This is a genomic window from Streptomyces sp. NBC_00554, from assembly GCF_041431135.1.
In the GTDB taxonomy this organism is placed as follows: domain Bacteria; phylum Actinomycetota; class Actinomycetes; order Streptomycetales; family Streptomycetaceae; genus Streptomyces.
Genome location: NZ_CP107799.1, coordinates 3,482,026 through 3,495,805, shown reverse-complemented (window position 1 = coordinate 3,495,805; position 13,780 = coordinate 3,482,026). Strand labels below are relative to the sequence as shown.

12 protein-coding genes and 2 pseudogenes are annotated in these 13,780 nt (G+C 71.8%); 10 read left to right on the top strand and 4 right to left on the bottom strand.

Translation table 11 applies throughout. The features are described 5' to 3' along the window. Positions 1 to 136 precede the first annotated feature (136 nt). Positions 137 to 2,254 (bottom strand): prolyl oligopeptidase family serine peptidase, encoded by a 2,118-nt coding sequence (locus OG266_RS15025; RefSeq protein WP_371546114.1) that lies wholly within the window; start codon positions 2,252 to 2,254, stop codon positions 137 to 139. Between the two features lie 188 nt (positions 2,255 to 2,442). Here OG266_RS15025 and OG266_RS15020 point away from each other — a divergent pair, with 188 nt between their 5' ends. From OG266_RS15020 to OG266_RS14985, 8 genes and pseudogenes are all read left to right on the top strand, one after another. Then, entirely contained in the window at positions 2,443 to 2,637 is a 195-nt protein-coding gene (locus tag OG266_RS15020) for a hypothetical protein (RefSeq protein WP_266454790.1), read from the top strand. A gap of 28 nt (positions 2,638 to 2,665) precedes the next feature. Next, positions 2,666 to 3,592 (top strand): N-acetyl-1-D-myo-inositol-2-amino-2-deoxy-alpha-D-glucopyranoside deacetylase, encoded by a 927-nt coding sequence (mshB, locus tag OG266_RS15015; RefSeq protein WP_329545674.1) that lies wholly within the window; start codon positions 2,666 to 2,668, stop codon positions 3,590 to 3,592. After that, complete coding sequence (locus OG266_RS15010; RefSeq protein WP_371546112.1) at positions 3,592 to 4,011, top strand: DUF6113 family protein; 420 nt, start codon at positions 3,592 to 3,594, stop codon at positions 4,009 to 4,011. The genes mshB and OG266_RS15010 overlap by 1 nt, the downstream gene beginning before the upstream one ends. Positions 4,012 to 4,171: 160 nt before the next feature. Continuing rightward, positions 4,172 to 6,631 carry a hypothetical protein gene (locus OG266_RS15005; protein WP_371546110.1) on the top strand — a complete coding sequence of 820 codons (2,460 nt, stop codon included), beginning with the start codon at positions 4,172 to 4,174 and terminating at the stop codon, positions 6,629 to 6,631. A 55-nt stretch (positions 6,632 to 6,686) separates the two neighbouring features. After that, positions 6,687 to 6,902 carry a hypothetical protein gene (locus OG266_RS15000; RefSeq protein WP_371546109.1) on the top strand — a complete coding sequence of 72 codons (216 nt, stop codon included), beginning with the start codon at positions 6,687 to 6,689 and terminating at the stop codon, positions 6,900 to 6,902. Between the two features lie 33 nt (positions 6,903 to 6,935). Next, positions 6,936 to 7,298: a hypothetical protein gene (locus tag OG266_RS14995; protein WP_371546107.1), complete on the top strand. Its 363-nt coding sequence runs from the start codon at positions 6,936 to 6,938 to the stop codon at positions 7,296 to 7,298. Positions 7,299 to 7,395: 97 nt separating this feature from the next. Next, positions 7,396 to 8,331, top strand: coding sequence for an ABC transporter ATP-binding protein (locus OG266_RS14990; protein WP_371546105.1), 936 nt, complete (start codon positions 7,396 to 7,398; stop codon positions 8,329 to 8,331). Positions 8,332 to 8,411: 80 nt separating this feature from the next. Beyond that, a pseudogene (locus tag OG266_RS14985) lies at positions 8,412 to 8,633 on the top strand (response regulator transcription factor); the annotation flags it as partial. 112 nt (positions 8,634 to 8,745) lie between these two features. Here the strand turns inward: OG266_RS14985 and OG266_RS14980 are convergent. Both OG266_RS14980 and OG266_RS14975 read right to left on the bottom strand, forming a co-directional pair. Then, complete coding sequence (locus tag OG266_RS14980) at positions 8,746 to 9,597, bottom strand: tetratricopeptide repeat protein (RefSeq protein WP_371546104.1); 852 nt, start codon at positions 9,595 to 9,597, stop codon at positions 8,746 to 8,748. A 425-nt stretch (positions 9,598 to 10,022) separates the two neighbouring features. Further along, a pseudogene (locus tag OG266_RS14975) lies at positions 10,023 to 11,012 on the bottom strand (GNAT family N-acetyltransferase); the annotation flags it as partial. Positions 11,013 to 11,153: 141 nt separating this feature from the next. On the opposite strand from OG266_RS14975, the gene fdxA reads away from it, so the two are divergent. Continuing rightward, positions 11,154 to 11,474 (top strand): ferredoxin, encoded by a 321-nt coding sequence (fdxA, locus tag OG266_RS14970; protein WP_019058397.1) that lies wholly within the window; start codon positions 11,154 to 11,156, stop codon positions 11,472 to 11,474. Positions 11,475 to 11,648: 174 nt separating this feature from the next. Then, positions 11,649 to 12,746 (top strand): bifunctional succinyldiaminopimelate transaminase/glutamate-prephenate aminotransferase, encoded by a 1,098-nt coding sequence (locus tag OG266_RS14965; RefSeq protein ID WP_371546102.1) that lies wholly within the window; start codon positions 11,649 to 11,651, stop codon positions 12,744 to 12,746. A 226-nt stretch (positions 12,747 to 12,972) separates the two neighbouring features. On the opposite strand, the gene OG266_RS14960 is transcribed toward OG266_RS14965, so the two are convergent. Continuing rightward, complete coding sequence (locus OG266_RS14960; RefSeq protein ID WP_266454758.1) at positions 12,973 to 13,443, bottom strand: ATP-binding protein; 471 nt, start codon at positions 13,441 to 13,443, stop codon at positions 12,973 to 12,975. Positions 13,444 to 13,780: the final 337 nt, after the last annotated feature.

The window sequence follows — 13,780 nt, the reverse complement described above, 5'->3', positions numbered from 1 at the left end:
GCACCAATTGCGTTTACAAGCAGGCAACTTAGCGGAAGCGGTACCGATATACGGACGCGTCAGTCTCTACAACGTACGGCCGTGCGGGTGCCGTAAACGGGCCGGGAGCGCCATGTCTCCCGGCCCGTTGCCGTACCTAGGCCGGCCCCAGTGAGCGCTTCAGGAAGTCCACCTGGAGCAGCAGCAGGTTCTCCGCGACCTGCTCCTGCGGGGTCATGTGGGTGACGCCGGACAGGGGCAGTACCTCGTGCGGGCGGCCGGCGGCCAGTAGGGCCGAGGACAGGCGCAGGGTGTGGGCCACCACCACGTTGTCGTCGGCGAGGCCGTGCACGATCATCAGCGGGCGGTGCGGCTCGGCGGGGGAGGAGAGCCCGTCGTCGGTGATCAGGGAGCTCTTCGCGTACGTCTCCGGGCTCGCCGCAGGATCGCCCAGGTACCGCTCCGTGTAGTGGGTGTCGTACAGCCGCCAGTCCGTGACCGGGGCGCCCGCGATGCCCGCGTGGAAGACGTCGGGGCGGCGCAGGACCGCGAGCCCCGCGAGCCAGCCGCCGTACGACCAGCCGCGGATCGCCACCCGCGACAGGTCCAGCGGGAACGTCTCCGCGAGGCCCTGCAGTGCGTCGATCTGGTCGTCGAGGGAGAGCGTGAAGTCGTCGCGGACCGCCTTCTCCCAGGCGGGGGACCGGCCGGGGGTGCCCCGCCCGTCCGCCACGACCACCGCGAAACCCTGGTCCGCGAACCACTGCGAGGTGAGGTGCGCGTTGTGCGCCGCCAGCACCCGGGGGCCGTGCGGGCCGCCGTAGGGGTCCATCAGGACGGGCAGGGGAGCGTCGCCGCGGTAGTCCGTAGGCATAAGCACGGCGCATGGGATTTTCCGTGCGCCCCCCTGCGTGAGGGTCACGCGCGGGGACAAACCCGGATCTTCGGCGTACGAGGTGATCGTCGCCGCACGCTTTCCCTCGCGCAGCACCTGCACTTGGGTGCCCGGCTGGTCGAGCACCGCCGAGACGAGGACGGTCACGCCCCCGGCGCGGACCGCCGAGTGCACGCCGGGCTCCTGCGAGACGCGCTCCAGGCCGAGCTCGTTGACCCGGTACACATGTACTTCGCCGGTCTCGGGAGCGGCCGCCGCCTCGCCCGCCGACGCCGAGACCAGCACCTCGTCGTCCGACACGTCGAGCACCGCACGCACATGCAACTGCGGTCCCGTGAGCGGGCGTTCACCGAACGCGAGCACCCGCGCGCCGCCCTCGTCGGCGATCCGCACGAGCTGCCCTCCGGGGCTCCAGCACGGCACGCCGGGGAAAAGATCCAGCCATTGTGGATCTTCGTCCGCGTGCACCATCCGGGTCGCCCCGGTGTCCGGATCCACGGCCAGGAACAGCTGACTCCGCTGGTCCCGAGCCTGCACCAGAATCAGCGGCGCACCGGCCGCTGACCAGTGCACATGCGCCAGGTACGGGTACCGCGCCCGGTCCCACACGACCTCCGTGCGCACCCCGTCGAGACCGAGGACGAAGAGGCGTACGTCCGCGTTGGCGCTTCCCGCCACCGGATACGCGACCCGCTGCGGATCACGTTCCGGTTGTGCGGGATCCGCGATCCACCAGCGGCGTACGGGCGCGTCGTCGGCCCGCGCGACCAGCAGCCGGTCCCCCTCCGGCGACCACCAGAAGCCGCGCGAACGCCCCATCTCCTCGGCCGCGATGAACTCGGCCAATCCATAGGAAACCGTCTCCGCCTCCGGCTCCGCGAGCGCCCGATCGTCCGCACCCTCGGCGCCGACGACCCGCAGGGCGCCCCCGGCGACGTACGCGACAAGCCGTCCGTCGGGCGAGGGGCGCGGGTCGATCACCGGTCCGGGGACGCGGAGTTCACGTGCCGTGCCGGCTCGCAGCTCGGCCGTGAAAAGCCGCCCTGACAAGGCGAAAGAGGCCAACTCCACCGCCGTGTCGGTGGCGTAGCCGACGACCCCGGCACCGCCCTCCCGGCTGCGCTCGCGGCGTGCCCGCTCCGCCGCCGACAGGTGCTCCGAGGCGCCACCGAGGAGCGCCTGCGGATCGGCCGCGACGCGCTCCGCGCCGTCCGCCACATCGAGCACCCAGAGCAGATTCGCCCGGTCCGTCCCGGAGCGGGAACGCAGGAACACGACTCGGGAACCGTCGGGGGCCACGGCGAAGGCGCGCGGCGCGCCGAGCGTGAACCGCTGGGTACGCGCGTGCCGTCGGGGGAAGGAGAGAGGCTCGGTCGTCATCCCCCGACCATATTGGCCATGCGCCCCCTTGTGCGGCCGTGCGCCGATCGATGCGCGCGTACGGATAGTTATGATCACTAGCGCTGCGTGGGTATGAACCCGCTGGCTGCTGTATGGATTTACCGACCCCCCATGTCCGACCCCCATACCGGACCCCGAGTCCCTGGGATCTTTGGAGGTGAGCCGCCGTGGCACTCTCGATTTCGGCGGTGGTGCTGCTGGCGATCGTCGTCTTCATCCTGGTGAAGAAGTCAGGACTGAAGGCGCCACACGCCATCGTGTGTGTCCTGCTCGGTTTCTATCTCGCCTCCTCGACGGTCGCTCCCACCATCAGCGAGCTGACCACCAACATCGCGGGCATGATCGGCAGCATCAAGTTCTGACCGTGTTCCCACCTCGTAGGGTGGTTCCATGACGGAACTGCCCGACCGGCGTCTGCTCCTGGTGCACGCGCACCCGGACGACGAGTCGATCAACAATGGCGCGACCATGGCCAGGTACACGGCCGAGGGCGCCCATGTGACGCTGGTGACCTGCACTCTCGGCGAGGAGGGTGAGGTCATCCCGCCCGGCCTCGCGCACCTCGCACCCGACCGGGACGGCGGACTCGGCCCGCACCGGATCGGCGAGCTGACCGCCGCCATGAAGGAACTGGGCGTCACGGATCACCGCTTCCTCGGCGGCCCCGGGCGCTACCACGACTCCGGGATGATGGGCGTCGAGCAGAACCACCGCCCCGGCGCCTTCTGGTCCGCCGACGTGGACGAAGCCGCCGGACACCTCGTAGAAGTGATCCGAGAGGTACGCCCCCAGGTGCTCGTCACCTATGACCCCGACGGGGGCTATGGGCACCCGGACCACATCCAGGCCCACCGCGTCGCCATGCGCGCCGCCGAGCTGGCCGCGCTGCCGGACTTCCGCACCGATCTCGGCGAACCCTGGGAGATCGCCAAGATCTACTGGAACCGGGTCCCACGTTCCGTGGCCGAGGCGGAGTTCGCGCGGCTTCGCGAGGCGCTGCCGGAGCTGCCGTACACGAAGTCGGCCGCCGTCGACGACGTGCCGGGTGTGGTCGACGACTCGGAGATCACCACCGAGATCGACGGAACGGCCCACGCCGCCGCCAAGGCCGCCGCGATGCGCGCGCACGCCACCCAGGTCGAGGTGGCCGAACCATGGTTCGTGCTGTCCAATGAGCTCGCTCAGCCGCTGTTCACCACGGAGTACTACGAGTTGGTGCGCGGGGAGCGGCCGAAGGCGCGTGAGAAGACGCGTGAGACGGATCTGTTCGCGGGGATCGCGGGGACCGACCGGCAAGAGCGAGAGGCGGGCGTGTGATGAGTGCGACGGGACAGCGGGGGAGCGCGCTCGCTCAGCCGGTGACGGCGCCCTCGGGCGGACGGATCGCCGCCTACCTCGGACTCTTCGTGCTCGGCGCCGTGATCGGAGCCGCCGGAGCGCTGGTCCAACCCGGCTGGTTCCCGGGCGGGTTGCTGCTCGCCCTCGTGGGCGCGGCCGGGCTCTTCCTGGGCGGGGCGCAGGCCGTCGGCACCAGGGGCGGGGTCGTCGCGCCCGCCGCGGGCTGGATGGTCGCCGTCGTCCTGCTCACCGCCAGCCGTCCGGAGGGCGACTTCCTCTTCGGCGCGGGATTCGGCTCCTACCTCTTCCTGCTCGGTGGTATGGCTCTGGCTGTGATGTGCGCCACGCTTGGCCAGGGGCGGCAACCTGGTGGCTCCGCCGTCCGACTTGGCAAGTGACGTACCACTTCGCCGTATCCGGCAGGTGCGGGTCCCGTGGGGGTTTCCTTCGCGGGCGAGGTTTGCGGGCCGGACATGGCCAGTATGGTGGTGCGCGCCGCCGAGCTGCCCGAGATGAGGTCGAGTAAACGGGCGGCGGAGCCAACCGGGAGAACTTGCCTTGAGTCGTGAAACTGACAGTTCGTCCTCCGGGCCCAACGGGCGCGGTGGAGCCGCGTACCCGTCGGGGACGCCGCCGTACGGGACCCCCCAGGTCACCGAGAGTGGTGCCGACGCGGGCCGTTCGGCCGCCGGCGCCCCTCCGGAGGAGCGCAAGACAGAGACCACGCTGACGACGCGGATCCGGATCAACATCCCCGGATCGCGGCCCATCCCGCCCGTCGTGGTGCGCACACCGGTCACGGACACCGATGTGTCCGCCGAGGGTGCCGACAGCACGGGCGGCGCACCGCGCGGTGGCGCGGAGGCGCCGCGTGCCGTGAGTTCGCCCACTGGCGGGCCCGCGGTCGTGGAGGCTCCGGCGGGTGCCGCTCCGGCCCCCGCGGCTGCCGCCGCCGAGGAAAAGACGAGCGACTGGTTCGCGCCGCGCAAGTCCGGTGCGCCCAAGGGCGGGCCGGGGGGTGGGTCCACCAACGGGGCGGGTCTGCCCGGCGGTTCGGGGCCCGCGGGTGCCGCCGGTCCGCCGGGACCGCAGGGTTCGGGTGGCCCGGGTGCCGGAGGCGGCCGCCATGGTGCTCCCGGCGGTGCGCGTCCCGGCGGGAGCAGCGGCGGGAACGGTGCAGGTCCGCAGGGCGCCCCTGGTGGTGCCCGGCCCGGCGGGGCGAACGCGCCCCGTCCCGGCGGTACGAACGGTGCCGGGCTGCCCGGTGCCACCGGTGCCGGACCCGTGGCGCCAGGCCACGGCGGCGGCACTGGCTCCTTCGACGTATCCGGAGCGCTGAGAGACACCGGCTCCTTCCCGGCCATCGGATCCGGCAACGGGAACGGCAACGGGAACGGCAACGGCACCGGCGAACAGCGGCGCGACGATCTCCCGTACTTCGCGGACTTCCCGGACGGAGGTCGGCGTGGTCCCGGTAACGGCACCGGTCCCTCGGGGCCGACCGGTGGTCCGGTCACCGGTGACGGTCCGCTGGTTCCGCCGATGGGTCCGGGCGTGGCTCCCGGCAGTCTGGCCGCGGGGCCGGGCGGGCCGGGGCGGGGACCTGGCGGGCCCGGAATGGGTCCGGGCGGGCCTGGAGCGGGCCCGGGTGGACCTGGTATGCGTCCGGGTGGGCCTGGCGGGGCGCCGGGCGGGCCCGGCACGGGCTCGGGGTATCCCGGTGGCGGCCCCGGCGGCCCTGGAGGACCCACGGGCCCCGGAGGTCCCGGCGGTCCAGGAGCCTCGGGCTACCCCGGCAGCACGGGCAGCAGTTTCTCCGGTGGTCTCAGTGACGACACCGCGATCCTCACTCCGCAGAAGCCGGCCCCCGAGCCGGGCGCCGGTGGCTACGGCGGCGCCGGGGAGAACGTCTCCGGACACACCCTGACCAGCGGCATCCCCGTCGTACCTGGCACCCAGAACTCCCCGTTCGGGCCGGGCGCACACCCCGACGGGCCGCTGCCGCACACCCCGCCGAAGCTGCCCGAGCCGGTCCAGGAACCCGCGCCCGCGGCCAGGCGGAGCAAGAAGAAGGGCCGCAGCAAGCTGGTGCTTCTCGGCGTCGGCGTGTTCGTCATCGGCGGCGGTGCCTACGGCGCCGGGCTGCTCATGAACCACTCGGACGTGCCCAAGGGCACCACCGTGCTCGGCGTCGACATCGGCGGCGGCACCCGCGACGAGGCGGTCAAGAAGCTCGACGACGCCTTCGGCGACCGTACGAACAAGGCCCTCAAGCTGTCGGTCGACGGCGACACGGTCTCGCTCAAGCCGGACCAGGCCGGGCTCCAGCTCGACACCCAGGCCACGGTCCGCGCCGCCGCGGGCAGCGACTACAACCCCGTCTCGGTGATCGGCTCGCTGTTCGGCCAGGAGCGGGTCGTCGAGCCCGCGATGCCCGTCGACGAGGAGAAGCTCAAGGCGGCTCTGGAGAGCGCCGCGGGCGGCTCCGGTTCGGCGAGCGACGGCACGATCAAGTTCGAGTCCGGCAAGGCCGTCGCCGTGTACGGCAAGGCGGGCAAGGGCATCGACGTCGCGTCCTCCACGCAGGCCGTCCAGGACGCGTACCGCGCGCAGGTGGAGACCGGCACGGGCACGGCGGTGAAGGTGGCCACGGCCACCCAGCAGCCGACGGTCACGAACGCCGAGGTGGACCGCGAGATGAAGGCGTTCGCCGAGCCGGCGATGTCGGATCTCGTGACCGTGCAGACGGACGCCACGCACACCGTGTCGTTCAGCCCGGAGAACACCCTCTGGAAGTTCATCGCGGTGAAGGCCGTCGACGGCAAGCTCACCGACACCTACGACCTCGACGCGCTCAAGGAGCTCTACGGCAACACCTTCGACGGTGTGACGATCGCGCGGGCCAACGGCGAGAAGACGGCGGTCACGCCGCAGGACGTGGTCGGCGCGCTGCGCCCCGCGCTCCTCGGCAAGACAGCCGCCGACCGCATCGGCGTGATCGAAACCAATCCCAGCTAGCAGACCCGCTTTCCGAGAGGGCGCCCGGCCATGACTCCCATGGCCGGGCGCCCTCTTGTCATACGCCGGACGCCGATGCAGCGTTGCCGCAAGGGGACCGCATCCGTACGCCCTCCCCGCCGATGTCGCCGCGGCGGCGGGCGTCCCCGCGCTCACCCTCGCGGTGGGCGGCGACACCAGCCTGCCGCGCATGCTCTCCCGCTTCGCCGAGCTGGCCCAGGCACTCGGTGGCGAACCCGCCAGGCAGCAGGGCGAGTTGGCGGCCGCCTAGGAGGCCGTACGGTCCGCGGCGAGCCCCCTGAAGGTGCTCGCGCTGTCGGCCGCCCGGTCCGGGCAGGTGCACCTCGCGCGGCCTCGGGCCTGGCCGGAGCTGCGCCATCTCGCAGAGCTGGGCGTCGAGTTGACCGACCCCGGCGCGGGAGGCGTGAACTGGTCCACCACCGACTGGGAGCACGCCGCCGCGCTCGCCCCCGACCTGGTCCTCGCCGACAGTCGCGGAAACGCCGTCCCGGCAAGGGAGTTGGACTCGGTCCCCGGCTGGCGCGCTCTCACCGCGACCGCCACCGTGGAGCCCTGGAATCCCGAACTGCCGTGCAGCGGCGCGGCCTGTGCGGCCTTCCTGCACTCGGTCGCGGACGCGCTGAAGGTGCTGCGCGCCAAGCACTGAGCGGGCGGGAGCGTACGTCGCGTATGACATCTGTCATCCGCGAATGACGACATGGGGCACTGCCGAGGACGGGGCCCGCGTCGCCACGATGGATCACATGACAACGACAGCGGCGATCGCAGGGGCGACCACCACCTCGGTGGTCGCGTTCGAATCGGTGACCAAGAGCTACGGCGGCGTCCGGGCCGTGGACGGACTGACGCTCGAGCTGCACCCGGGCGAGACCGTCGCCCTCCTCGGCCCCAACGGCGCGGGCAAGTCGACCACACTGGACCTGCTCCTCGGACTCAAGCGCCCCGACAGCGGCGTGGTCCGGGTGTTCGGGGCCGGCCCGCGGGAGGCCATTGTCGGCGGCCGGGTCGGGGCCATGCTGCAGAGCGGCGGGCTGATGGACGAGGTCACCGTCGGCGAACTGGTGAGGCTCGCGTGCGATCTGCACCCGAAGCCGTTCCGCGTCACCGACGTGCTGGCCCGCGCGGGCATCTCCCCGATCGCCGACCGCAAGGTCAACAAGCTCTCCGGCGGCCAGGCCCAGCGCGTCCGCTTTGCCCTCGCCACCGCCGGTGACAGCGACCTGATCGTCCTCGACGAGCCCACCACCGGCATGGACGTCACCGCCCGCCAGGCCTTCTGGTCCACCATGCGCGAGCAGGCCGACCAGGGACGTACGGTCCTGTTCGCCACGCACTACCTCGAAGAGGCCGACGCCATAGCCGACCGCGTGCTCGTCCTGCACCGTGGACGCCTGCTGGCCGACGGCACCGCCGCCGAGATCAAGGCGAAGGCGGGCGCGCGACGGATCGCCTTCGACCTGGAGGGCCCGATCGACGAGCCGGCCCTGCGCGCCCTTCCCTTCCTGACCTCGGCCGACGTATCGGGCCACACGGTCCGCATCCAGTCCACCGACGCCGACGCGACCGTCCACGCGCTGTACGGGCTCGGCGTCTACCCCCGCAACCTCGAAGTCGCCGGGCTCGGTCTCGAGCAGGCCTTCGTCGCCATCACGGCCGCCGAGGAGGCGAAGTCGAAGTGAACAGCCTGATCAAGCTGGAGATCACCCGCGCCCTGCGCAACCGCAAGTTCCTGTTCTTCTCGGTGATCTACCCCTCGGCCATGGCGGCCGCCGCCCTGGCCCAGGGCGCCAACCCGCTGACCGACCGCGAACGCGAGGTGCTGCGCGCGGCGGCCGACGGCTCCACCAACGCCGAACTCGCCAAAGCCCTCCACCTCTCCCAGGGCACCGTCCGCAACTACCTCTCCACAGCCATCCAAAAACTGACGGCACGCAACAGAGCGGAGGCGGTGAGGATCGCGAGGGAGAAGGGCTGGCTTTGAATCCCCGCCAAGGGAGGCCGGCCAGGGGCGCGGGGAACTGCGCGACCAGCCACGACGAGCCGGCACTCGCGCGACGGCACAAGCCCCAACGGCGCCGGGGCGAAGCGCGAACTCAGTTGAGCATCGCCCGCGCGGCATGCGCCTGCCGCCGCACCCGATCCGCGGCCGCTTCGTCAACGGCGGCCACTACATCGGCGTACGCGTCGAGTTCCGCGGAACCGCCGAGGAAGTCGCCGCGCTGCACAAGCAGCTGAGCGCGCTCATACCGCAGCCGCGCAGGATGCGAAGGCAGCAGCAGCGCCAGCTCCACGGCCCACAGTGAGACATCGGACCGCTCGGGCCGAGCGGCAGCCCACGCCCGGATGTTGTTCAGGATGCGCATGACGACGTCGAGCGGTTCGGCGGGGGAGAGCATCGCCGGGTCGAGCGGCGCCCCGGTCGCCCCCGCGACGAGCAGCTCGGCGTCGGAGCCGGTGAGTACGCGGCCCCCGTCGAAGGGATCGGCGAGTACCTGCTGCTCCGGGGGCCCGAAGCCGACGACGAAATGCCCCGGCAGCGCCACCCCGTACACGGGCGCGCCCGCCCTGCGCGCGACCTCCATCCACACCACGGAGAGCAGGATGGGCAGCCCGCTCCGCCGCCGCAGCACCTCGTGCAGCAACGAGGACCGGAGCCGCTGGTAGTCCCCGGGCGAGCCCCGGAACTCGCAGCGCCCGCCGAGGAGTTCACCGAGTGCCGCCGCCCAGGACCGAGGCCCGCCGGGCCGGAAGGGCAACAGTCCCGCCAGCCGGTCCAGCTCGATCTGCGCCGCGTCCATCCCGGCCTCGTCGAGGCCGCCGTCCGCCGCCGCCCCCACCAGCAGACACAGCACCGCCAGATCGGGCCGCTCGGCCCGCGCCTCGTCACCGAACCGCCGCCGCACCTCGGCGGCCCGCTCCGGCTCCGGAGGATGAGGGGGACGCATAGCAGCCTCGTGCCCGTTCACGACGATCGATACCGGTCGGTGCCGGGTACTTGTGGCGTTTGCGGGGATTGCTCGCTGCTCGGCAGTGGGGTCTGGAGGGACGGGTCGCCGCCCGGAACTGGTGTTTGCGGGGGCGGGCCGCCGCCCGGTACCGGGGTTTGCCGGGCCGGGCCGCTGCCGGGCGATGGTGCTTGCCCGGACGGGTCGCTGCTGGGTGATGGCGTCCGCCCGGACAGGCCGCTGCCGGGCGATGGTGCTTGCCCGGACAGGTCGCTGCCAGGCGATGGTGTCCCCCCGGACAAGTCGCTGCCAGGCGATGGCGTCCCCCCGGACAAGTCGCTGCCGGGTGATGGCGTCCGCCCGGACAGGTCGCCGCCGGGCACCGGTGTCTGCCGGGACCCGTCGTTGCCGCACGCGTCTGGCGTCTGCGGCCCCCGGTAGTGGTGGTACGCGTGATGCGCCCCGAACCCCATCCGCTCGTACAGCGCACGCGCCCCCGCGTTGTCCGCCTCCACCTGGAGCCAGCCCGCCGAGGCGCCCTCGTCCAGGGCCCGCCGGGCCAGCGCCGCCATCACGGTCGTCGCGAGCCCCTGGCGGCGGTACTCCGGGTCGACCTCGACGGCGGCGAAACCGGCCCACCGTCCGTCCACCACGCACCGCCCGATCGCGGCCGGAGCCGCACCCCCGGCGCCGGGCACCGTCGCGAACCACACCGATGGCCCGCTCCCCAGCACCTTCAGGGCCACCTCGCTCACCCCCTTGCGCTGGTACCGGCCCAGCCACGCCGCATCCGCCTCCCGCGACAGCACGACCCCGGGAGCCTCCCGGTCCCCGACCGGCGCGAGCGCCCCGATCCACAGCTCGGCCGTCACCTCACGCGCCCACCCGCGCGCCTCCAGCTCCGCGCACAGCAGCTCCTGCGTGCCCTCGGCCCCGGTGGCGGTCTGGATGTACGCGGGCAGGTCACGGGCGGCGTACCAGCCCCGTACGTACGTCAGCGCCTCGTCCAGCGGCAGTCCGGGATCACCGAGCGGCAGCACGGAGTTGGCGCGCCGGGTGAACCCGGAGGCCGCCCGCAGCTCCCAGTCACCGAGCCGCTCGCTCTCCACCGGCCGCCAGGCCCGTGCGGCGACCCGCGACAGCTCCTCGTACGAGGCCGCCGGGCCCCGCCGCCGGGCGGGAGCGGACGGCACGACCTTGCCCGCGACCAGCGAGGATTCCGAAATCCGGACACGCTCACCGGTCCGCCGTGTGATCGTCAACACACCGTCGTCCCATGATGTGAGAACACCCACCGTGTCGGTGAATTTCTCCCCGTCGGCGGCATCCTCGTACAAGCGCCGAACAGAGACACGTTTGCCCACGTCAGCGGCGGTGATGCGGACCTCGAGACGGCCAGACGCAGAGATTTCCACAGGTCGGTGCACCCCTCCTGTTCGGATCAGGACCAAGAACGGAGATACTAGGGGCGGGCATCGACGACGCCGCGCTCCCGCGCGCCAGGCGGCGGGAGCCTACGAAGGCCCGCCAGCGCCCTATCGAGGAGGAACGACAGCGTGACCTACGTCATCGCGCAGCCTTGTGTCGACGTCAAGGACAAGGCGTGCATCGAGGAGTGCCCGGTCGACTGCATCTACGAGGGCTCCCGGTCCTTGTACATCCACCCGGACGAATGCGTCGACTGTGGAGCCTGTGAGCCGGTGTGCCCGGTCGAGGCGATCTTCTACGAGGACGACACTCCCGAAGAGTGGAAGGACTACTACAAGGCGAACGTCGAGTTCTTCGACGAACTCGGCTCGCCCGGCGGCGCCAGCAAGCTCGGCCTGATCGAGCGCGACCACCCCTTCGTCGCAGCGCTCCCGCCGCAGAACCAGTAAGCGGCCCGGCATACGCGCCGCCTCGGTCCCGTACGGCCTGATCGCCTTGATCGCCGTACGGGACCGAGGCGTTTGCCGTACCGGTGAGCGTGGCGAGTACAGCGAGTACAGCGAGTACCAGCGATACGTACGGGTCGAAGGCCGCCGTACGTGCGAGAAAGTGAGCCAGATCCCGTGTCCGCAGTCACCGACCGGCTTCCCACCTTCCCCTGGGACAAGCTCGAGCCCTACAAGGCGACGGCCGCCGCCCACCCGGACGGCATCGTCGACCTGTCCGTCGGCACCCCGGTCGACCCGGTTCCCGAGCTGATCCAGAAAGCTCTGGTCGCGGCCGCGGACTCGCCCGGCTACCCCACGGTGTGGGGCACGCCCGAGCTGCGCGACGCGCTCACGGGCTGGGTGGAACGCCGGCTCGGCGCGCGCGACATCACCCACCACCACGTACTCCCGATCGTCGGCTCCAAGGAACTGGTCGCCTGGCTCCCGACCCAGCTGGGCCTTGGCCCCGGGGACAAGGTGGCGTTCCCGCGCCTGGCCTACCCGACGTACGAGGTCGGCGCCCGCCTCGCCCGGGCGGACCACGTGGCGTACGACGACCCGACGGACCTGGACCCCACGGACCTCAAGCTCCTCTGGCTGAACTCCCCGTCGAACCCCACGGGCAAGGTCCTCTCCGCGGCGGAACTGACCCGGATCGTCGCCTGGGCACGGGAGCACGACATCCTCGTCTTCGCCGACGAGTGCTACATCGAGCTCGGCTGGGAGGCCGACCCGGTCTCGGTCCTCCACCCGGACGTGTGCGGCGGCTCGTACGAGGGGATCGTCTCGGTCCACTCGCTGTCGAAGCGGTCGAACCTGGCGGGCTACCGCGCCGCGTTCCTCGCCGGCGACCCCGCCGTCCTCGGCGACCTCCTCCAGATCCGCAAGCACGGCGGCATGATGACCTCCGCGCCGACCCAGGCCGCCGTGATCGCCGCCCTGTCCGACGACACCCACGTCCGCGAACAGCGCGAGCGCTACGCGGCCCGCCGTACGGCCCTGCGGGACGCCCTTCTCCAGCACGGCTTCCGCATCGAGCACAGCGAGGCCAGCCTCTACCTCTGGGCCACCCGCGACGAGTCCTGCTGGACCACCGTCGCCCACCTCGCCGACCTGGGCATCCTCGTAGCCCCCGGCGACTTCTACGGCCCAGCAGGCGACAACTTCGTACGAGTGGCCCTCACAGCAACGGACGAGCGAGTGAACGCAGCGGTAGCCCGCTTGCAGCGATAACCGCTGGCGCTGCGCAGGCCGCCTACGGCTGCCGCTGCCGCAGCGCAGGCCCGCTACCGCTACCGCTGTGGGCAATCGTCCCGCAGGGCGGGACGGGTGGGCACAGCCGACAGCGCCGGGTGCCGTGCAAGCAAAGTCCAGTGCAGCTCCGGTCAGGTGCAGAGCACAGACGAGGGGGTCCAGGGAACGTACGTTCCCTGGACCCCCTCGCCGTTCAGACCCGGCGTCAGCCGAGCGGCAGCCCCTTCAGCGGCAGCTGCCCGGTCGGCAGCCCACCCTTGGTGACCGCGTCGGTCGGCAGCCCCTTGGTAACCGCGTCCGTCGGAAGACCACCCCCCGCCGACTTGGCGGTTTCACCGACCAGGCCACCGGCCTGCCCCGCGGTGTCCCCGGCCACCTGCTGCGCCGCCGGCGTCGCCGTCTTGGCGACCTTCCCGCTGGTCTTGCCCGCGGCCGGCACCGCCTTCTTGACCGCGTCGCCGCCGGACTTGCCCGCGAGCCCGGTCACGTTCTGAGCCGCACCGTCGACCGTGTTGCCGACGCTCGCCCCGTCCAGGGCGGTCAGTCCGCCGAGGTTGGGGGTGGCCGGCAGTTCGGGGGCCGCGCTGGCGGAGCCGGCCGCACCGACCCCGGCTGCCGCTCCCGCTGCGACGAGCAGCGCGGCACGGGCGATCCGGCGGGTCAGGGGGAGGGACATGATGCTCCTTAGACGGAAGAGAACGGTGAAATGTCCATCCAGGCCCGGCAGTTGACCGACTGGCTGTCGGCAGACCGTCGACCGACCGAAGGTGATCGTTCCGGACTCGGACGCAGTGACTACCGCTCGAAGCCCGCGAAGGTTGCGGTGACCCAACGTAAAGAGTTGGTAATGCGTCGCATAATCATCTATGGACAAAGACGGCCAAAGAACACCCGGTCGGAAAGTCTGCCGAATCCCTACGGCCCTTTGTTTCCAAGGGATTCGGCGGAAACGGGAGTGACCGCGCGAAAACCTGCGCACTGGCGCGACCGCCCGCTACGCGACCCACCCCAAC